A 20,682-nucleotide genomic window follows, 5' to 3' on the forward strand; every position below is an offset into this window, starting at 1 on the left:
ACGCTGTGGTTAGGGTGCGGCCATGGATCGCCAGCAGGAATTCGTGCTTCGCACGCTCGAGGAGCGCGACATCCGTTTCGTCCGTCTCTGGTTCACCGATGTGCTGGGGTTCCTCAAGTCCGTCGCGGTCGCGCCGGCGGAGCTCGAAGGCGCCTTCAACGACGGCATCGGCTTCGACGGCTCGGCCATCGAGGGCTTCGCCCGGGTCTACGAATCGGACATGGTCGCCAAGCCCGACCCATCGACGTTCCAGGTCCTGCCCTGGGAAACCCCCGAGGGCGGCCCCTACTCGGCCCGCATGTTCTGCGACATCGCGATGCCGGACGGCTCGCCGTCGTGGGCGGACCCGCGGCACGTGCTGCGCCGCCAGCTGTCGAAGGCCGCCGAAGCGGGCTTCACGTGCTACGTCCACCCCGAAATCGAGTTCTTCCTGCTCTCGACCATGCCGGACGACGGCAGCGAGCCGGAGCCCGCGGACAACGGCGGCTACTTCGACCAGGCCAGCCACGCCACGGCGACGCACTTCCGGCGGCACGCCATCGAGACCCTCGAGGCGATGGGCATCTCGGTCGAGTTCAGCCACCACGAGGGCGCGCCGGGCCAGCAGGAGATCGACCTGCGGTACGCCGACGCGCTGACGATGGCCGACAACGTGATGACGTTCCGCTACGTCGTCAAGGAGGTCGCGCTGACCCAGGGCGTGCGCGCGACGTTCATGCCGAAGCCGTTCACCGACCAGCCCGGTTCGGGGATGCACACGCACGTCAGCCTGTTCGAGGGTGACCGCAACGCGTTCTACGACGCCGAAGACCCGCACGAGCTGTCGGCGACCGGCAAGGCCTTCGTCGCCGGGGTGCTCCACCACGCGAAGGAGATCTCGGCGGTCACCAACCAGTGGGTGAACTCCTACAAGCGCCTGATCAGCGGAAGTGAGGCGCCGACGACGGTCTCGTGGGGCCGCGCGAACCGCTCCGCGCTCGTCCGGGTCCCGATGTATTCACCCGGAAAGGCGTCATCCCGGCGGGTGGAGATCCGTACGCTGGACTCGGCGTGCAACCCGTACCTGGCGTACTCGGTCATCCTGGCCGCCGGGCTCAAGGGGATCGAAAAGGGCTACGAGCTGCCGCCACCCGCCGAGGACAACATCTGGCAGCTGAGCGACTCCGAACGGCGCGCCGCCGGGTACTCGCAGCTGCCGCAGAACCTGGGGGAGGCGCTGGCCGAGATGGAGACGTCCGAGCTCCTGCCGGAAGCCCTCGGGGAGCACGTCTACGACTTCTTCCTCCGGAACAAGCGCGTGGAGTGGGACAACTACCGCAGCGCGGTCACCCCGTACGAGCTCCGAACCCTGCTGCCGGTGCTCTGATGAAGCGGCGGCCGGCCCTCCTCCTGGTGCCGGCCGCCGTCTTCACGCTCGTCACCGCGGTCCCCGCCGCGGCGTCTTCCCCGGCTTCGAAGTTCGACCTCGACTCGGCCGACATCCCGGCGCTGCAGGCGCGGATGGCGTCCGGCAGGCTCAGCGCCGTCGAGCTGACCCGCCTGTACCTCGATCGGGTGCACCGGATCGACGGCAAGGTGAACGCGGTCCTGGCACTCAACCCGTCTTCGCCGGGACAAGCTCTCGAGAGCGATGCCCGGCGCCGTACGCATCGCCTGCGCGGACCGCTCGACGGCATCCCCGTGCTGGTCAAGGACAACGTCGACACCCGTGACCAATGGACGACGGCCGGGTCGAGGGCCCTGCGCAGCCGCCCGGCGAAGGACGCCACGCTGATCACCCGGCTTCGCGCGGCCGGTGCGGTGATCCTCGGTAAGGCGAACCTTTCCGAATGGGCGAACTTCCGCGCCGCGAAGCCGACGTCCGGCTGGTCGGGCGTCGGCGGGCAGACGAACAACCCGTACGTGCTGGACCGCAACCCGTGCGGGTCGTCCGCCGGGTCCGCGGCCGGTGTCGCCGCGTCACTGGCCCAGGTCGCCATCGGGAGTGAAACCGACGGTTCGATCGTGTGCCCCGCCGGAATGACGGCCACGGTCGGTCACAAACCGAGCCTCGGCCTGGTCAGCCGCACCGGCGTGGTGCCGATCTCCGCCGAGCAGGACACCGCGGGCCCGATCGCGCGCAACGTCGTCGACGTGGCACTCACTCTTTCGGTGCTCCAAGGACGGGACCCCGCGGACCCGGCGACCGCGCAGTACCCGCGCACCCAGCCCACGGACTACGCGAAGCTGCTCCGCCCGGGTGTCCTGCGCGGCGCGCGGATCGGGCTGTGGCGGCTGCCGGTGCTCGGCCCGGCCACCGAAGCGATCATGACGTCGGCGCGGAACTCCCTGGTCAAGGCCGGTGCGACGGTCGTCGAAGTGACGCTGCCGTACCAGGCGCGGCTGCAGGAGCTGGAGTTCCCGGCGCTGCTCACGGAGTTCCACCGCGACATCGACGCGTACCTCGCGACGCGGCCGGCCGGGCCACGGAACCTGGCCGGACTGATCGCCTACAACCGGGCGGACCCGCTGGAGCGGACCTGCTTCGCCGGACAGGAGCTGTTCGAGCAGGCACTGGCCGCGCCTCCGCCGTCGGACCCGGGCTACCTCGCCGGCCGGGCGGAGCTGTCGGACCTCGCGCGCCGGTCGCTCGACGAGACCCTGGCCGCGTACCGCCTGGACGCGATCGCGTCGCCGACCAACCCGCCGGCGTGGAAGACCGACTGCGCGGTGGGGGACAACGACGTGATCCCGTCGTCGACCCCGGCCGCGGTCGCCGGCTATCCGGACGTGACCGTGCCGGCCGGGTTCGCCGGACCGCTCCCGGTGGGGATCTCGTTCATGGGTGCGCGGTGGTCCGACGCCCGGATGCTGGCCCTCGCGGCGGACTTCGAGCGGGTGGCTCCGGCGCGGGTCCCGCCCCGGTATCTGCCGACCTGGCCGTCGTAGCCGTCTGTAAGCGTTCTGACCTGCGACGATGTCGTTAAGTGACCCCCCTGTTTTGGGGCGGTTCGGGGGCATGTAATCTTCTCTTCGTCGCCAGGAACACCGGGTCACACCGGGGCCGCAAGCCCCGGAGACCAGGCCGGGACGAGCGGGTTGACACCGCGGATCGGACCGGGTAATGTTCAGCGTCGGCCCACGAGCGGCCGCCGACCCCCTACGACTAAACCCGTAGGCTGAGGCATGCTCGACCAAAAGTTTGTGAATATCGCTTGGAACAACTGCCGAGGATTTAGCCGCGGATAACGCGGATGGATTCAGAGTGTGTTGCTTGAGAACTCAACAGTGTGCTAGTGAACTAAGCCAGTAGAGCTTATGTTTTGAAACCTCGTATGAGGTTCCTTTGAGAGCATTAATTTGCCTCGATTAAACTGTTCATTGTTGGAGAGTTTGATCCTGGCTCAGGACGAACGCTGGCGGCGTGCTTAACACATGCAAGTCGAACGCTGATCCGCTTTCGGGTGGTGATGAGTGGCGAACGGGTGAGTAACACGTGGGTAATCTGCCCTGCACTCTGGGATAAGCCTTGGAAACGGGGTCTAATACCGGATATCACAACTTCTCGCATGGGGGGTTGTTGAAAGTTCTGGCGGTGCAGGATGAACCCGCGGCCTATCAGCTTGTTGGTGGGGTAGTGGCCTACCAAGGCGACGACGGGTAGCCGGCCTGAGAGGGTGACCGGCCACACTGGGACTGAGACACGGCCCAGACTCCTACGGGAGGCAGCAGTGGGGAATATTGCACAATGGGCGAAAGCCTGATGCAGCGACGCCGCGTGAGGGATGACGGCCTTCGGGTTGTAAACCTCTTTCGCCAGGGACGAAGCGCAAGTGACGGTACCTGGATAAGAAGCACCGGCTAACTACGTGCCAGCAGCCGCGGTAATACGTAGGGTGCGAGCGTTGTCCGGATTTATTGGGCGTAAAGAGCTCGTAGGCGGTTTGTCGCGTCGGCCGTGAAATCTCCACGCTTAACGTGGAGCGTGCGGTCGATACGGGCAGACTTGAGTTCGGTAGGGGAGACTGGAATTCCTGGTGTAGCGGTGAAATGCGCAGATATCAGGAGGAACACCGGTGGCGAAGGCGGGTCTCTGGGCCGATACTGACGCTGAGGAGCGAAAGCGTGGGGAGCGAACAGGATTAGATACCCTGGTAGTCCACGCTGTAAACGGTGGGTGCTAGGTGTGGGCGACATCCACGTTGTCCGTGCCGTAGCTAACGCATTAAGCACCCCGCCTGGGGAGTACGGCCGCAAGGCTAAAACTCAAAGGAATTGACGGGGGCCCGCACAAGCGGCGGAGCATGTGGATTAATTCGATGCAACGCGAAGAACCTTACCTGGGCTTGACATGCGCCAGACATCCTCAGAGATGGGGCTTCCCTTGTGGTTGGTGTACAGGTGGTGCATGGCTGTCGTCAGCTCGTGTCGTGAGATGTTGGGTTAAGTCCCGCAACGAGCGCAACCCTTATCCTACGTTGCCAGCGCGTTATGGCGGGGACTCGTGGGAGACTGCCGGGGTCAACTCGGAGGAAGGTGGGGATGACGTCAAGTCATCATGCCCCTTATGTCCAGGGCTTCACACATGCTACAATGGCTGGTACAGAGGGCTGCGATACCGCGAGGTGGAGCGAATCCCTTAAAGCCGGTCTCAGTTCGGATCGCAGTCTGCAACTCGACTGCGTGAAGTCGGAGTCGCTAGTAATCGCAGATCAGCAACGCTGCGGTGAATACGTTCCCGGGCCTTGTACACACCGCCCGTCACGTCATGAAAGTCGGTAACACCCGAAGCCCATGGCCCAACCTCGTAAGGGGAGGGAGTGGTCGAAGGTGGGACTGGCGATTGGGACGAAGTCGTAACAAGGTAGCCGTACCGGAAGGTGCGGCTGGATCACCTCCTTTCTAAGGAGCACAACACATCCATCAGGCCGGGATACCCGGATCAACCTGGTGGGGTGGCTGGGACTCAAGTGCCGAATGTGTGCTTGTTCCGGTTGCTCAAGGAATCGTGGAACTACTGGTTATGGCTCACCGCGGTTGTGATACCGCCGGCTAGTACTGCGGAGCTTGCTTCGCGTGGAACCCCGGTCGTGGAGCTGGGTGGTGGGTTGTTCGCTGTGCACACTGTTGGGTCCTGAGGCAACACGCCTCAGGGCTTACACAGCCCTGAAACGTAGTTTGTTTCTGGTGTGGTGTTTGAGAACTGTAGAGTGGATGCGAGCATCTTTGTGGTCAAGTTGTTAAGGGCACATGGTGGATGTCTTGGCTTCAGGAGCCGATGAAGGACGTAGGAGGCTGCGATAAGCCTCGGGGAGCTGTCAACCGAGCTGTGATCCGAGGATTTCCGAATGGGGAAACCCAGCACCAGTGATGTGGTGTTACCCGCACCTGAATATATAGGGTGTGTGGAGGGAACGCGGGGAAGTGAAACATCTCAGTACCCGCAGGAAGAGAAAACAACCGTGATTCCGTGAGTAGTGGCGAGCGAAAGCGGAAGAGGCTAAACCGATTGCATGTGATACCTGTCAGGGGTTGTGTGGTCGGTGTTGTGGGACCCGCCTTGAGGAGACTGACATCTCTTCGGGTTGTTGTGCTGGTTAGTGGAACCGCTTGGGATGGCGGGCCGGAGTGGGTGAGAGCCCCGTACGCGAAAACCAGTTNCAAGGACCTTGGTGGTGTTCCCGAGTAGCAGCGAGCTCGTGGAATTTGCTGTGAATCTGCCGGGACCACCCGGTAAGCCTAAATACTTCCTGAAGACCGATAGCGGACTAGTACCGTGAGGGAAAGATGAAAAGTACCCCGGGAGGGGAGTGAAAGAGTACCTGAAACCGTGTGCCTACAAGCCGTCAGAGCCTGCTTTGTTGGGTGATGGCGTGCCTTTTGAAGAATGAGCCTGCGAGTTAGTGCTGCGTGGCGAGGTTAACCCGTGTGGGGTAGCCGTAGCGAAAGCGAGTCTGAATAGGGCGTCTGTAGTCGCGTGGTCTAGACCCGAAGCGGAGTGATCTACCCATGGCCAGGGTGAAGCGACGGTAAGACGTCGTGGAGGCCCGAACCCACTTAGGTTGAAAACTGAGGGGATGAGCTGTGGGTAGGGGTGAAAGGCCAATCAAACTCCGTGATAGCTGGTTCTCCCCGAAATGCATTTAGGTGCAGCGTCGTATGTTTCTCCACGGGGGTAGAGCTACTGGATGGTCTAGGGGCCTTACCGGGTTACCGAAATCAACCAAACTCCGAATACCGTGGTGTTAGAGTACGGCAGTGAGACGGCGGGGGATAAGCTTCGTCGTCGAGAGGGAAACAGCCCAGAACACCAGCTAAGGCCCCTAAGTGTGTGCTCAGTGGGAAAGGATGTGGGATTGCCCAGACAACCAGGAGGTTGGCTTAGAAGCAGCCACCCTTGAAAGAGTGCGTAATAGCTCACTGGTCAAGTGGTCCTGCGCCGACAATGTAGCGGGGCTTAAGCACACCGCCGAAGCTGTGTCATTCATGCAATACATCGGCTTGGACTCTTGAAGTCCTTGTCTAGTGGTGTGGATGGGTAGGGGAGCGTCCTGCATCCGGGGAAGCGGCGGCGGAAGCCAGTCGTGGAGGGTGTGGGAGTGAGAATGCAGGCATGAGTAGCGAATGCAGAGTGAGAAACTCTGCCGCCGGATGACCAAGGGTTCCTGGGCCAGGCTAATCCGCCCAGGGTAAGTCGGGACCTAAGGCGAGGCCGACAGGCGTAGTCGATGGACAACGGGTTGATATTCCCGTACCCGAGCATGTGCGCCCATGACGAGGCGTTTGATACTAACCACCCAAAGCCATGAGCTGAAGTCTTCGGATGGAGGTTTGTGTGTGGAGCGTGGGATCTGATTTCGTAGTAGTCAAGCGATGGGGTGACGCAGGAAGGTAGCTCCGCCAGGCGATGGTTGTCCTGGTGTAAGCGTGTAGGCCGGAACATAGGCAAATCCGTGTTTCATGAGGCTGAGACGTGATGCGTAGCCGTTTGAGGTGAAGTAGAGTGATCCTATGCTGCCGAGAAAAGCCTCTAGTGAGTGCATGCACGGCCCGTACCCCAAACCAACACAGGTGGTCAGGTAGAGAATACCAAGGCGATCGGGTGAACTGTGGTTAAGGAACTCGGCAAAATGCCCCCGTAACTTCGGGAGAAGGGGGGCCAAACATCCTGAAGTCCTTTACGGGCTAGGGGTGGGTGGCCGCAGAGACCAGCGGAAAGCGACTGTTTACTAAAAACACAGGTCCATGCGAAGTCGCAAGACGATGTATATGGACTGACGCCTGCCCGGTGCTGGAACGTTAAGAGGACCGGTTAATCCCTTCGGGGGTGAAGCTGAGAATTTAAGCGCCAGTAAACGGCGGTGGTAACTATAACCATCCTAAGGTAGCGAAATTCCTTGTCGGGTAAGTTCCGACCTGCACGAATGGCGTAACGACTTTCCGGCTGTCTCAACCACAGGCCCGGCGAAATTGCACTACGAGTAAAGATGCTCGTTACGCGCGGCAGGACGGAAAGACCCCGGGACCTTTACTATAGTTTGGTATTGGTTTTCGGTTCGGCTTGTGTAGGATAGGTGGGAGACTGTGAAGCGGCAACGCTAGTTGTTGTGGAGTCGTTGTTGAAATACCACTCTGGTCGAATTGGGAATCTGAACCTCGGGCCATGATCTGGTTCAGGGACAGTGCCTGATGGGTAGTTTAACTGGGGCGGTTGCCTCCTAAAGAGTAACGGAGGCGCCCAAAGGTTCCCTCAGCCTGGTTGGCAATCAGGTGTTGAGTGCAAGTGCACAAGGGAGCTTGACTGTGAGACAGACATGTCGAGCAGGGACGAAAGTCGGGACTAGTGATCCGGCACCTCCTGGTGGAAGGGGTGTCGCTCAACGGATAAAAGGTACCCCGGGGATAACAGGCTGATCTTGCCCAAGAGTCCATATCGACGGCATGGTTTGGCACCTCGATGTCGGCTCGTCGCATCCTGGGGCCGGAGTAGGTCCCAAGGGTTGGGCTGTTCGCCCATTAAAGCGGCACGCGAGCTGGGTTTAGAACGTCGTGAGACAGTTCGGTCCCTATCCGCCGCGCGCGTAGGATACTTGAGGAAGGCTGTCCCTAGTACGAGAGGACCGGGACGGACGAACCTCTGGTGTGCCAGTTGTTCTGCCAAGGGCATGGCTGGTTGGCCACGTTCGGAAGGGATAACCGCTGAAGGCATCTAAGCGGGAAGCCTGTTCCAAGATGAGGTATCCCACCCCTTTGTGGGTTAAGGCCCCCAACAGACCATTGGGTTGATAGGCCAGAAATGGAAGCACAGTAATGTGTTGTCGAGTTGACTGGTACTAATAGGCCGAGGACTTGCCTACGAAGATGTTGCGCATCCACTCTACGGTTCTGAAACACCACCTCAGGGTGTGTTGTTTCGGAGTGTTTCGGTGGTTTTAGCGTCAGGGAAACGCCCGGTCCCATTCCGAACCCGGAAGCTAAGCCTGACAGCGCCGATGGTACTGCAACCGAAGGGTTGTGGGAGAGTAGGACACCGCCGAACTTATTTTGGAGAAAGGGCCTGGGCCCGGTCGAGACGCAAGTCTCCCGGCCCGGGCCCTTTCTGCGTTCCCGCGTTCGGGTATGCGAGTCGGGCCGGTCCTGGCGGCGAGTTCCGCCGTCAATCACGCGAGTCCCGGCCCCAGTCACGCGAATCCCGCCCCGGGTCACGCTGACGCGGGCCCAGGCCGGCACAGTGTCGTCCCTCCCATCACGCGTGATGCCTCCCGGATCACACGTGAGGCCTCAAACCGAGCCCGGCCGAGCCGGCGCAACGGCGACGACAACACCAGTGACGTCGTCGTCTCCCCGTACCGCTGGACCTTCTCGACCAGCTCCTCCAGCTCCGCCGTGTCCCGGCACAGCACCCGCAGGATGCCGAGCCGGACAGCGATACCCGGCGGCCCAGCTCCGTGAAGCTCAGCCGGCCGTCGGCCTGGAGGAGCTCCATGACCTCGACGCCGGCCGCACCGATGGCTACGTCGTCGTCGAGACTCGCGCGCCCGAGGTCTTCGCGCAGGCGCGCATCCCCGGCGCGATCAACCTGCCCTACCGCGAGATGACGCCGGAAAGCACAGCGCACCTCGACAAGAACCTCGTCTACGTCTGCTACTGCGAGAGCCCCCAGTGCAACGCCGCCACCAAGGGCGCGCTCAAGCTCGCCGAACTCGGCTTCAAGGTGAAACGGCTCTCCGGCGGCATCACCAGCTGGATCGCCGCGGGCTACCCCACAGAAGGAGACACAGAAGGAGACAAAGCCCCCGGAATCCGCTGCGCCTGCTGACCTACCCTGGAAGGCGTGACACGACTGCTGATCATCCAGCCGGACCCGTCGGATCCCCTCGGCCCCCTCGGTGACTGGCTGACCGACGCCGGCGCGGAACTCGACGTCCGCGTGCAGCCGGAAGGCGGGCTGCCGGCGGACCTCGACGGCTACCAGGGTGTCGTCTGCCTCGGCGGCGACATGGGCGCGCAGGACGACACGAAACACCCGTGGCTGGCCGACGTCCGCCGGCTGCTGGCCAAGGCGGCGGCGAAGAACCTGCCCACCCTCGGGATCTGTCTCGGCGGTCAGCTCCTGGCCCTCGCGACCGGCGGCCGCGTCGAGGAAGGCGCCGACGGGCCGGAGGTCGGCCCGTACCTCGTCGCCAAGAAGGACGCGGCGTGGACCGACCCGCTGTTCGCCGACCTGCCGCTCATGCAGGACGTCCTCCAGTTCCACACCGACGCGATCACCCGGCTCCCGCCCGGTGCCGAGCTGCTCGCGTCCGCGCCGCGCTACACGCACCAGGCCTATCGGCTCGGCCGTTGTGTCTACGGTGTCCAGTTCCACATCGAGACGACGCCCGCCGTCGTCGAGAGCTGGGCCGCGGATTGTCCCGAAGTAGCGGAGTTCGCCCGGCCCGGCTCACTCGAGCACGACGCCTTGGTCACCGTGCACGCCGACATCGAGGAGACGTGGCGTCCCTTCGCGCAAAGGTTCGTCCGGCTGGCCGCCGGAGAACTCGAGCCGGCCGCAGGGAGTCAGCGCACATTGCCGCTGGCTTAACGACAAGGGTCACAGCCGGCAACGTCCGGTTAACACCGAGCGCACCCGTCAGGTACCTTGCGGGAAAAGTCCCCACAAGGGTTCGGAGGTCGGGGTGGAGCCCTCGTTGCTGGTCGCGGTCGTCGTCGTCACGGCCCTGGTTTTCGATTTCACGAACGGGTTCCACGACACCGCGAACTCGATGGCGACGTCGATCGCCACCGGGGCCCTCAAGCCCCGCGTGGCGGTCGCGATCTCGGCGATCCTGAACCTGGTCGGCGCTTTCCTGTCGGTGGAGGTCGCCAAGACGATCTCCAGCGGGCTGGTGGACGACACGAAGATCGGCCCGTCGATCGTCTTCGGCGGGTTGATCGGCGCGATCGTCTGGAACCTCGTGACGTGGTTCGTCGGGCTGCCTTCGAGTTCCTCGCACGCGCTCTTCGGCGGCCTCATCGGCGCCACCTGGATTTCGGCCGGTGCCGACTCGGTCCACTTCGGAAAGATCGTCGAGAAGGTCCTGATCCCCGCCGCGGCGAGCCCGGTCATCGCCGGTGTCGTCGCCATGATCGCGACCTACCTGGTCTACCGCTTCCTGGTGCGCGGCCGCCCGGCCACGCGCGGGTTCAAGGTCGGCCAGATCGTCTCGGCCTCCCTGGTCTCGCTCGCGCACGGCACCAACGACGCGCAGAAGACGATGGGCGTCATCACGCTCACGCTCGTCACCGCAGGCAGCCTCCCGGCGGGTGCGTCGCCACCCGTCTGGGTGATCATCAGCGCCGCGTGCGCGCTCGCCCTCGGCACCTACCTCGGCGGCTGGCGGATCACCCACACCCTGGGCAAGGGCCTGACGGACATCGAGGGCCCGCAGGGCTTCGCCGCCCAGACGAGCTCGGCGCTGGTCATCCTGATCTCCTCGCGGCTGGGCTTCCCGCTGTCGACGACGCACGTGTGCTCCGGCGGCATCGTCGGCTCCGGCGTCGGCAGGCGGGACGCGCCGGTCCGCTGGCGGATGGCGGGCCGGATGGTCGTGGCGTGGCTGTTCACGCTGCCCGCCGCCGCGATCGTCGGCGCGATCTCCGGCAAGGTCGCCTCCCTCGGCACCGCGGGCACCGTCGCCGTCGGGGTGGCCGGGATCGGCGTCGGCCTCGGCATCTACCTGCTTTCGCGACGCCACCCCGTCACCGCGCACAGCTTCCACGTGCCCGAGCCGACGCCTGCCGGAACCGAGCCGGGCCGCCTCGCCGCCTGAGCCACGTTCCCCGGCTACGGTGGTCGGTGATGGCAGACCGCGCGCGAACGACCGCTTCGGCGGCGAGGTACGGCTTCACCGATGCCCGTGCCGAAGGTCAGCTGCGCGCGGCCGGCTGGTGGGACGACGGCGGTCCGGTCGCGACGGCCATCGACGTGCTCTCCGCGCTGTCCCGCACCGCCGACCCGGACCTCGCGCTGCGCGGACTGGACCGGATCCGCGAGGCCGACGTCACCGAGTGGGCGTCACTCGCGGAACAGCTCTGCGCGAACCGCACCTTCCGCGGCCGGTTGCTGAGCGTGCTGGGGACGTCCAGCGCGCTGGCCGATTTCCTCGCCGCGAACCCGGAGCACTGGCGCTCGCTCATCGGGGACAAGTGCACCGACTCCGCCTGCTACCGGGAAGCCCTGCGCGCGGCTCTGCTGGGTGGCGACGGTTCGGTGCTGACCGGGCTCAAAGCCGAGCAGGCGCTCAAGGTCGCCTACCGCGGCCAGCTGCTCGGCATCGCCGCCGCCGACCTCGGGCACGTCGTCGAGGCCGGTCTCGATCACCCGGGCTACGCCGAAGTCGCGGCGCAGCTGACCGAGCTGGCCGAGGCCGCGCTGGCCGCCGGGCTGGTGGTCGCCGAAGCCGAGGTCGGCGCTTCGGCCGAGGGCACTCTCGCGATCATCGCCATGGGCAAGTGCGGCGGCCGGGAACTGAACTACGTCAGCGATGTCGACGTCATCTTCGTCGGCGAGGACGACCTCGGCGCCGCCACGCGGCTGGCGAGCACGATGATGCGCGTCGTCGGGAGGGCGTGCTTCGACGTCGACGCCGCGCTGCGTCCCGAAGGCAAAGCCGGCGCGCTGGTCCGCACCGTGGAAAGCCACCACGGCTACTACCAGAAGTGGGCGAAGACCTGGGAGTTCCAGGCGCTGCTCAAGGCACGTCCGGTGGCGGGCGACGCCGAACTCGGCCGCCAGTACGCCGAGATGGTGGCGCCGCTGGTGTGGTCGGCGGCCGACCGGGAGAACTTCGTCGGCGAGGTGCAGCAGATGCGGCGCCGCGTCGAGGGGCACGTGCCGGCCGAGCACGCCGAGCGCGAGCTGAAGCTGGGCCGCGGCGGCCTGCGCGACGTCGAGTTCGCCGTGCAGCTGCTGCAGCTCGTGCACGGCCGGATCGACGCGGACCTGCGCTCGCCGTCCACAATGGACGCGCTCGCGGCCCTTGGCGAAGGCGGGTACGTCGGTCGTCAGGACGCCGCCGAGCTGGGCGCGTCGTACGAGTTCCTGCGGATGATCGAGCACCGGCTGCAGCTACGCCGGATGCGGCGGACCCACCTGTTCCCGGCGCCGACGGACACCGTCGAACTGCGCATCCTCGCCAGGGCGAGCGGGATCAAGGCGAGCGGCGGCAAGAGCCAGGGCGAGACGCTGCTCGCGGAGTTCCGGCGGCACGGCAAGGGTGTCCGCCGGCTGCACGAAAAGATCTTCTACCGGCCGCTGCTGCAGTCCGTCGCGAACGTGCCGACCGAGGCCCTGCGGCTGACCACCAAGCAGGCGGCCAGCCGGCTGGCCGCGCTCGGCTACACCGCGCCCGACGGCGCGCTCCAGCACATCAAGGCCCTCACTTCGGGTGTCTCGCGCCGCGCCGCGATCCAGCAGGCGCTGCTGCCGGTGCTGCTCGGCCTCTTCGCCGACACGCCCGATCCCGACGGTGGCCTGCTGTCGTACCGGAAGGTGTCCGAGGCCCTCGAGGACACGCCGTGGTACCTGCGTGTGCTGCGCGACGAAGGCACGGTCGTCGAGAACCTGGCCCTCCTGCTGGGGACGTCGCGGCTGGTGCCCGCCCTGCTGGTCCGCGCGCCCGAGGTGCTGCAGCTGCTCGGCGACCCGGCCCGGCTGATGGGCCGCACGCCCGCCGAGGTGGCGACGTCGTTGCGGGCCGCCGTCCGGCGTCAGCCCGGGTTGAACGCCGCTGTCGCCGCGGCGCGTTCGCTGCGGCGGCACGAAATCCTGCGCATCGCCTGCGCTGACCTGCTCGGGCTCCTCGACGTGCCCGCGGTGTGCGAAGCGCTGTCCAGTGTCTGGGTGGCGGTGCTGCAGGGCGCGCTGGCCGCGGCGTTCCGCCAGCGGCAGGCCGAACTGGGCCGGACGCCGGCGCACATCGCCGTCATCGGGATGGGCCGGCTCGGCGGCGCCGAACTCGGCTACGGCTCCGACGCCGACGTGCTCTTCGTGTGCGAGCCGTTCGAAGGGGTCTCGGACGCCGATGCCGTGAAGTTCGCTTCGTCGGTCGCGGAGACCGTCCGGAAGATGCTGGGCGCGCCGAGTTCGGACCCGGCGCTCGTCGTCGACGCCGACCTGCGGCCGGAGGGGCGCAGCGGGCCGCTGGTCCGGACGCTGGAGTCGTACCGCGCCTACTACGCGCGGTGGGGCGAGGTGTGGGAGGCACAGGCGCTGCTGCGGGCCCGGTTCATCGCCGGCGACGACGAACTCGGCGCGCGGTTCATCGCGATGATCGACCCGATCCGCTACCCCGAAGGCGGCTTGGACGCGAAGGACGCGCGCGAGGTCCGCCGCATCAAGGCCCGCGTGGAGACCGAGCGGATGCCCCGCGGCGCGGACCCGACGCGGCACACGAAGCTCGGCCGCGGCGGCCTCGCCGACGTCGAGTGGACGGTCCAGCTGCTGCAGCTGCAGCACGCGCACACGGTCCCGGCGCTGCGGACGACGTCGACGCTGGACGCGCTGGCGTGCCTGCCGGAAGCGGGCTTGGCCGAGCAGGCGCAGGCGGACTCCCTGCGAGAGGCGTGGTTGCTGGCGACCCGGGTGCGCAACGCGGGGATGCTCGTGCGCGGCAAGGCCGTCGACGAGGTCCCCGGTTCGGGCCGCGACCTGGCGGCGGTGGCCCGCGTGCTCGGCCAGTCGGCCGGCGACGACCCCGGCGAGTTCCTCGACACTTACCGCCGCATCACGCGGCGGGCGCACACCGTGGTGGAGCACTTGTTCTACGAGGCCTGACCTACAGTGGGCGGGTGACCGATCGCGAGCCGTTCCGGACCCGGATCAAGGTCCGGCACTACGAGCTGGACACCCTGGGCCACCTCAACCACGCCGTCTACCACTCGTACGGCGAGGTTTCGAGACTGGAGCTGTTCGACGCGGCCGGCGGCCTCGAAGGCTTCAGGAAGGCGAAGCTCGCTTCGGTCCTGCTGGAAACGCACGTGGTGTTCCGCCGAGAGCTGCGCGCCGGCGACGCGGTCGACGTGACGTGCGACGTCAAGTTCGGCAGCGGCAAGACGTTCAAGATGGACTCGAACATCGTGAAGCTCGACGGGACGCTGGCCGCGGAGATCACCTGCACGCTGGGGCTGATGGACCTGGAGCGCCGCAAGCTGGTCGAGGATCCGCGGGGCAGGTTCGAAGCGGCGGGCGCGGACCTGAAGGTGCTGTCGACCGCGGAGTGACAAAAGAAACGCCGGCGGCGAGGGCTCTTCGCACCTCGCCGCCGGCGTGTCCAAGGGCCGGACTGCTACCGGATCACACGTCGTAGTACAGGGCGAACTCGTACGGGTGCGGGCGCAGACGCAGCGGGTCGATCTCGTTCTCGCGCTTGTACGAGATCCACGTCTCGATCACGTCGGGGGTGAACACGCCGCCCTCGAGGAGGTAGTCGTGGTCCGCTTCCAGCGTGTCGAGGACCGTGCCGAGGTCGCCCGGCACCGTCTGGACGTTCTTGGCCTCCTCCGGCGGAAGCTCGTAGAGGTCCTTGTCGATCGGCTCCGGCGGCTCGATCTTGTTCTTGATGCCGTCGAGGCCGGCCATCATCATCGCCGCGAACGCCAGGTACGGGTTGCCGGACGAGTCCGGGCAGCGGAACTCGGCGCGCTTCGCCTTCGGGTTGTTGCCCGTGATCGGGATGCGGACACAGGCGGAGCGGTTGCGCTGCGAGTAGACCAGCGAAACCGGCGCCTCGAAGCCCGGGACCAGGCGGTGGTAGGAGTTCACCGTCGGGTTCGTGAAGGCGAGCAGGCTCGGGGCGTGCTTGAGCAGGCCGCCGATGTAGTGGCGAGCAGTGTCGGACAGACCCGCGTAGCCGGACTCGTCGTGGAACAGCGGCGTGCCGTCCTTCCACAGCGACTGGTGGCAGTGCATGCCCGAGCCGTTGTCGCCTGCCAGGGGCTTCGGCATGAAGGTCGCCGTCTTGCCCGCCGCGAACACGGTGTTCTTGACGATGTACTTGAACATCATCAAGTCGTCGGCGGCGTGCAGCAGCGTGTTGAACTTGTAGTTGATCTCGGTCTGGCCCGCGGTGCCCACCTCGTGGTGCGCGCGCTCGATCTCGAAACCGGATTCCGTCAGGTTGCGGACGATGTCGTCGCGCAGGTCGGCGAAGTGGTCGACCGGCGGGACCGGGAAGTAGCCGCCCTTGAACTTCGTCTTGTAACCCTGGTTGCCGCCGACCTCGTCGGCGCCGGTGTTCCACCAGCCCTCGATCGAGTCGATCTCGTGGAAGGAGGCGTGCTCGGCGGAGTCGAAACGGACCGAGTCGAAGATGTAGAACTCGGCTTCGGGGCCGAAGTACACGCTGTCGGCGACGCCGTACTCGGCGATGTACTGCTCGGCCTTGCGCGCGATGTTGCGCGGGTCGCGGCTGTACGCCTCGCGCGTGAAGGGGTCGTGCACGAAGAAGTTGATCGACAGCGTCTTCGCCTTGCGGAACGGGTCGATCTGCGCCGTGTCCAGGTCCGGCAGCAGCAGCATGTCGGACTCGTGGATGGACTGGAAGCCGCGCACCGAGGAGCCGTCGAACGCGAGTCCCTCGGCGATGGCGTCGTTGTCGAACGCCTTCGCGGGGACGGTGAAGTGCTGCATCACGCCGGGCAGGTCGCAGAACCTCACATCGACGACCTCGACGTCCTGGTCGGCGATGAGGCGCTGAATATCGTCTGGAGTAGTGGGCACCCTCGGTGACTCCTTCTCGTTCGAGCTCGTACGGCAGTGCTCTCTTCGGCTCACGCTAAAAGTGCGGTGTTGCCCGACCGTCACCCGTATGTTTCGCCAGTGTTAACGGGTGGTCGATATCGGGTATCCGACCAGGTCGGATGTGGTCCGCGCCACCGGCATACCCTAGACGGGTGGCGAGATGGACCGGCGAGTGGCTGCCCGGCACCGGCGACGGTGGCCGGGGCACTGATCAACACGGCTCGCGCTGGCCGGGTGAGAAGTTCGGTTTGCCCGAGTCGGGCGTCGGCTCGGCGGCGAGCGGGGGCGCGCGGCTGCTCGGGCTGATCGTCGACCTCGTCGTCGCGGCCCTGGTCACGGCCATCTTCCTGCACCCCAGCCTGCAGGACCCGGTCGCGATGCAGAACTTCAACCTCTGGTCGGGCGGTGTCTGGGCGGTCATCTCGGTGATCTCCGCCGGCTTCTTCGGCTTCACGCCCGGCATGGGCGTCGTCGGCATCCGCGTCGCCCGTCTCGACGGCGCCGCGCTGGTCGGGCCGCCGCGAGCGCTGGTCCGGGCGGTGCTGACGTTCGTCATCATCCCGGCGGCGGTCCGCAACGCCGACGGCCGCAGCTGGCTCGACCGGCTGACCGGCACCGTCGTCATCCGGATGCGCTGACCCCGCGAGACGAGAAAGGCCCCGTCCGGGTTCGGACGGGGCCTTCTCGTGAGCGGGTCAGCGGCGGCGGATCGTCCGCTGGACGTTGCGCATCTTCGCGCCGGCGGGCATCGGGCCCTTCGGCAGCGCCGCGCCGCGGTTGCCGAGGGCGGCCAGTTTGGCCTCGAGGGCGTCGACCTGGGCGGGCTTGAGGTTGCGCGGCAGCTTCATCAGGTAGCCCTGGAGCTTCTTGAGCGGGAGCTGGCCGTCTTCGTGGCCGATCGTCACGTCGTAGATCGGCGTGTCGCCGATCAGGCGGGAGACGCGCTTCTTCTCCTGGGCGAGCAGGGTCTTCACGCGGTGCGGCGCGCCTTCGGCGACCAGCACCACGCCGGGGCCGCCGAGGACCCGGTGCACCGCGTCGAGCTGCGTCGTCGCCGCGACGGTCGGCGTCACCTTCCAGCGGCCGCGCAGGTTCTCCAGCGCCCACGCCGCGGCGCCGGGCTGGCCGTCGGCCTTCGAGTAGACCGTGCGCTGGACGCGCCGGCCGAAGATGATCATGGCGAGCAGGCCGCCGAGGACCAGGCCCAGCGGCAGCAGGACCCACTGGGCCTTGAAGAAGAACCCGATCCCGAACAGGAGGCCGGCGACGACGAGGATCGCGCCGACCATCCACGGGATGAGCCACGGGTCTTCCTTGCGCTGCATCTTGAAGGCCTCGAAGAGCTGGCCACGGCGTGCCTTGCTCGCCGCGCGCTTCTCCTTCTTGGCCTGCTTGGCCGCTTCCTTGTCCTGCTGTCCCGCCATATGACCAGGATACGGCCGCGTGCCCCTGCCCCGATTCCCCGTCCCCCTCTGCGAGGATGCCGGACGTGACCGGCGTACTTTCCACCAAGAGCATCAACCGTCTGCTCGATGGTCTCGACCCCGAGCAGCGCGCCGCCGCCAGTGCCCCGCGGGGGCCGGTCTGCGTGCTGGCCGGCGCCGGCACGGGCAAGACCCGCACGATCACCCACCGGATCGCCCACCTCGTCCGGTCCGGGCACGTTTCCGCCGGTCAGGTGCTCGCCGTCACCTTCACGACGCGGGCCGCGGGGGAGATGCGGACGCGGCTGCGTGGCCTCGGCGTCGACGCCGCGCAGGCACTGACCTTCCACGCCGCCGCCCGCCGTCAGCTGCGGTACTTCTGGCCGCGCGTGGTCGGCGACCGGCCGTGGGAGCTGCTGGAGAACAAGCTGCGCTACGTCGGCCAGGCCGCGAACCGGGCCAAGCTCGGCACCGAGGTCGAGGTCCTGCGCGACCTCGCGAGCGAGATCGAGTGGGCGAAGGCGTCGCTGATCAGCCCGGACGACTACCCGGCCGTCACCGCCCGCGCCCAGCGCGACATCCCGGCGCCGGCGGCGCAGATCGCCGAGGTCTACCGGAACTACGAGGAGCTGAAGAACGCCGCGCAGGTCCTCGACTTCGACGACCTCCTCCTCCACACGACGGCGGTGCTGGAGGAACACGGCGTCGTCGCCGAGGAGTTCCGCGACCGGTACCGCTGCTTCGTCGTCGACGAGTACCAGGACGTCACCCCGCTGCAGCAGCGCCTGCTCGACGCGTGGCTCGGCGGCCGCGACGACCTGACCGTCGTCGGCGACGCCAACCAGACCATCTACTCCTTCGGCGGCGCGTCGCCGCGGCCGCTGCTCGAGTTCACCCGGCGCTACCCGGACGCGACCGTCGTCCGGCTCGAGCGTGACTACCGGTCGACGCCCGAGGTCGTTTCGCTGGCGAACCGGGTGATCGGCGCCGCGCGGGGACGTCCGGCGGGTTCGCGGCTGAAGCTGATCGGCCAGCGCCCGCCGGGGCCGGAGCCGCGCTTCGCCGAGTTCGACGACGAGGCGGTCGAGGCCGAGGCCGTCGCCCGGCGGGTGCGTGAGCTGCTGGACGGTGGCGTGTCGGCGAGCGAGGTCGCCGTCCTCTACCGGGTGAACGCGCAGTCCGAGGCCTACGAGTCGGCGCTGGCCGAGGCGGGCATCCCGTACCTGGTCCGCGGCGGCGAGCGGTTCTTCAACCGGACGGAGGTCCGGCAGGCGATGTCCGCGCTGCGCACGGCGAGCGGTGACGGCAGCTCCGATCTGGTCACGACGGTGCGTTCGGTGCTCGCGCGAGTCGGCCTCACCGAGTCGCCGCCCGCCGGCGGCGCGGCCAAGGAACGCTGGGACGCGCTCCTGGCGATCGTCGAACTGGCCGAAGAGCTCGCCGCGACGGTCGAGGACGCGGACGTGCCGCGGTTCTGCGCCGAGCTCGACCAGCGCGCCGCGGCCCAGCACCCGCCGACGGTCGAGGGCGTGACGCTGGCATCGCTGCACGCGGCGAAGGGCCTGGAGTGGGACGCGGTGTTCCTCGTCGGCCTGGCCGAGGGCACGATGCCGATCCTCCACGCCGGCGACGACGAGGCCGCGATAGAGGAGGAGCGCCGGCTGTTCTACGTCGGCGTCACCCGGGCCCGCGAGCACCTGTGGCTGTCGTGGGCGCTGGCCCGCACACCGGGCGGGCGGCGCAACCGGCGGCGCAGCCGGTTCCTGTACGGCCTGGTCCCGGAGGACCACCCGGCCGCGAGGGCGGCACGGTCCCAGCAGAAGCCGTCGACGCCGGTCAAGACGCGCTGCCGCGTCTGCGGCGGGCCGCTGCTGGAGACCATCGACGTCAAGCTGGGCCGCTGCGGACGCTGCCCGTCCGCGGTGGACGAGGCCCTGCTCGAGCGGCTGAAGTCATGGCGCGGCGACCGGGCTCGCGAGCTGAAGGTGCCGGCGTTCGTCGTGTTCACCGACGCGACGCTGATGGCCATCGCCGAGCAGCGCCCGGCTGACGAAGGAGCGCTGGTGTCGATCTCCGGCATCGGCGCGACCAAGCTCGAACGCTTCGGCGCGGAGATCCTCGGCGTGGTCCGGGCGTCGGCGGAGTCCTGACGGCGCCCGGCCGGTTCGGACGGCGCTTGGCCGGTTCGTGCGGCCGGGCGTGAGGGCGCTCGGCGGGTCCGCGCGGTGCTCGGCTGGTTCCGGCGGCGCTTGGCCGGTCCGCCGGAGAGGTCGCGTCGCTTCGGCAGTGCCCGATCGGGCGGTCCTTTCGGGCAGCCTGTGGGGCGAGCGCTTCCGGGCCGGCGTCGTCGTGCCCGCGTCGAGGGGCGGCCGGGCTGGGCCGATGCCGACTTGACCGCGTCGCAGCCATGATCGACGCGGCGAACCCGCTGCTCAGGGGCGATCTTCGTAACTTCGAGGATTTTCCCGTTAATTGAGTTGCCCCGGTGTGGTGGGGGGCAATAACCTGCCAGTACCGAGCCCGAAGGGCTCGGCTGGGGATCCACGTTGCAGCGCCGCTCGGCGGCCGTGTGTGCAGAGTACAGAAGGAGGTGCCGGTGAAATGACCATCAACGTGACGCTCACGAATCCGGGCACCCGTCTGTCCTGCGCCGCGGAAGTCGCGGCCGCTTCGCGCCCGGGCACTGGTGTGTCCGTGAGCGCGCACGAGATCCGTGGCATGCGTCGCGTCGAGCGGCGTTGGGCCACCGGTGTCGTCGTCTTCGGGACGCAGGGCGTTCTCGCCGCGTACCCGCAGGCCGATCTGCCGACCATCAAGCAGTTCCGTGTTCCGTTGTCGATACGGGAGCGAAGTTCCTGACCTAGTCAGGACACGAGGCTCACGAAGGCCGCGGAACCGGAAACCCCGGATCCGCGGCCTTCGTGTTTTTGGCTGCACAACCCAAGAGGAACAGCGTTGCCCAGCTCCGTCACTCCACCGAAAACCCGTACGACACAA

12 protein-coding genes and 3 rRNA genes are annotated in these 20,682 nt (G+C 66.9%); 13 read left to right on the forward strand and 2 right to left on the reverse strand.

Features of this window, described 5'->3' with window-relative positions:
* The first annotated feature begins 22 nt into the window (after positions 1–22).
* The 10 genes from glnA (A3CE_RS0129525) to A3CE_RS0129570 all read left to right on the forward strand — a co-directional run bounded on the left by glnA (A3CE_RS0129525) (position 23) and on the right by A3CE_RS0129570 (position 14,742).
* Positions 23–1,366: a type I glutamate--ammonia ligase gene (glnA, locus tag A3CE_RS0129525; RefSeq protein ID WP_020643710.1), complete on the forward strand. Its 1,344-nt coding sequence runs from the start codon at positions 23–25 to the stop codon at positions 1,364–1,366.
* Positions 1,366–2,928 carry an amidase gene (locus A3CE_RS0129530; RefSeq protein WP_020643711.1) on the forward strand — a complete coding sequence of 521 codons (1,563 nt, stop codon included), beginning with the start codon at positions 1,366–1,368 and terminating at the stop codon, positions 2,926–2,928. The genes glnA (A3CE_RS0129525) and A3CE_RS0129530 overlap by 1 nt, the downstream gene beginning before the upstream one ends.
* Positions 2,929–3,360: 432 nt before the next feature.
* Positions 3,361–4,881 (forward strand): 16S ribosomal RNA (locus A3CE_RS0129535).
* A gap of 328 nt (positions 4,882–5,209) precedes the next feature.
* Positions 5,210–8,336: ribosomal RNA gene (locus A3CE_RS0129540) — 23S ribosomal RNA — on the forward strand.
* Between the two features lie 65 nt (positions 8,337–8,401).
* Positions 8,402–8,518, forward strand: a 5S ribosomal RNA gene (gene rrf, locus A3CE_RS0129545).
* The 16S, 23S and 5S rRNA genes sit together here, the layout of an rRNA operon.
* Before the next feature lie 216 nt (positions 8,519–8,734).
* Positions 8,735–9,298: a rhodanese-like domain-containing protein gene (locus tag A3CE_RS59930; RefSeq protein ID WP_084641825.1), complete on the forward strand. Its 564-nt coding sequence runs from the start codon at positions 8,735–8,737 to the stop codon at positions 9,296–9,298.
* Between the two features lie 15 nt (positions 9,299–9,313).
* Positions 9,314–10,063, forward strand: coding sequence for a type 1 glutamine amidotransferase (locus tag A3CE_RS0129555; protein WP_020643713.1), 750 nt, complete (start codon positions 9,314–9,316; stop codon positions 10,061–10,063).
* Between the two features lie 94 nt (positions 10,064–10,157).
* On the forward strand, positions 10,158–11,291 hold the full coding sequence (locus A3CE_RS0129560; RefSeq protein ID WP_020643714.1) for an inorganic phosphate transporter: 1,134 nt from the start codon (positions 10,158–10,160) through the stop codon (positions 11,289–11,291).
* Between the two features lie 29 nt (positions 11,292–11,320).
* Complete coding sequence (locus A3CE_RS0129565; protein ID WP_020643715.1) at positions 11,321–14,296, forward strand: bifunctional [glutamine synthetase] adenylyltransferase/[glutamine synthetase]-adenylyl-L-tyrosine phosphorylase; 2,976 nt, start codon at positions 11,321–11,323, stop codon at positions 14,294–14,296.
* A gap of 14 nt (positions 14,297–14,310) precedes the next feature.
* Complete coding sequence (locus A3CE_RS0129570) at positions 14,311–14,742, forward strand: acyl-CoA thioesterase (RefSeq protein ID WP_020643716.1); 432 nt, start codon at positions 14,311–14,313, stop codon at positions 14,740–14,742.
* A gap of 73 nt (positions 14,743–14,815) precedes the next feature.
* Here A3CE_RS0129570 and glnA (A3CE_RS0129575) read toward each other — a convergent pair whose 3' ends face one another.
* Positions 14,816–16,240 carry a type I glutamate--ammonia ligase gene (glnA, locus tag A3CE_RS0129575; protein WP_026468997.1) on the reverse strand — a complete coding sequence of 475 codons (1,425 nt, stop codon included), beginning with the start codon at positions 16,238–16,240 and terminating at the stop codon, positions 14,816–14,818.
* A 269-nt stretch (positions 16,241–16,509) separates the two neighbouring features.
* Here glnA (A3CE_RS0129575) and A3CE_RS51775 point away from each other — a divergent pair, with 269 nt between their 5' ends.
* Positions 16,510–16,899 (forward strand): RDD family protein, encoded by a 390-nt coding sequence (locus A3CE_RS51775; RefSeq protein ID WP_043792669.1) that lies wholly within the window; start codon positions 16,510–16,512, stop codon positions 16,897–16,899.
* 57 nt (positions 16,900–16,956) lie between these two features.
* On the opposite strand, the gene A3CE_RS0129585 is transcribed toward A3CE_RS51775, so the two are convergent.
* Positions 16,957–17,685 carry a DUF4191 domain-containing protein gene (locus A3CE_RS0129585; RefSeq protein ID WP_020643719.1) on the reverse strand — a complete coding sequence of 243 codons (729 nt, stop codon included), beginning with the start codon at positions 17,683–17,685 and terminating at the stop codon, positions 16,957–16,959.
* 56 nt (positions 17,686–17,741) lie between these two features.
* On the opposite strand from A3CE_RS0129585, the gene A3CE_RS0129590 reads away from it, so the two are divergent.
* Together A3CE_RS0129590 and A3CE_RS0129595 are read left to right on the forward strand one after the other, a co-directional pair.
* Positions 17,742–19,835, forward strand: a complete 2,094-nt coding sequence (locus A3CE_RS0129590) for an ATP-dependent DNA helicase UvrD2 (RefSeq protein ID WP_185839900.1) — start codon at positions 17,742–17,744, stop codon at positions 19,833–19,835.
* A gap of 451 nt (positions 19,836–20,286) precedes the next feature.
* On the forward strand, positions 20,287–20,544 hold the full coding sequence (locus A3CE_RS0129595; RefSeq protein WP_020643721.1) for a hypothetical protein: 258 nt from the start codon (positions 20,287–20,289) through the stop codon (positions 20,542–20,544).
* The last annotated feature ends 138 nt before the right edge of the window (positions 20,545–20,682 follow it).

It is taken from the genome of Amycolatopsis balhimycina FH 1894 (assembly GCF_000384295.1).
Lineage (GTDB): Bacteria > Actinomycetota > Actinomycetes > Mycobacteriales > Pseudonocardiaceae > Amycolatopsis > Amycolatopsis balhimycina.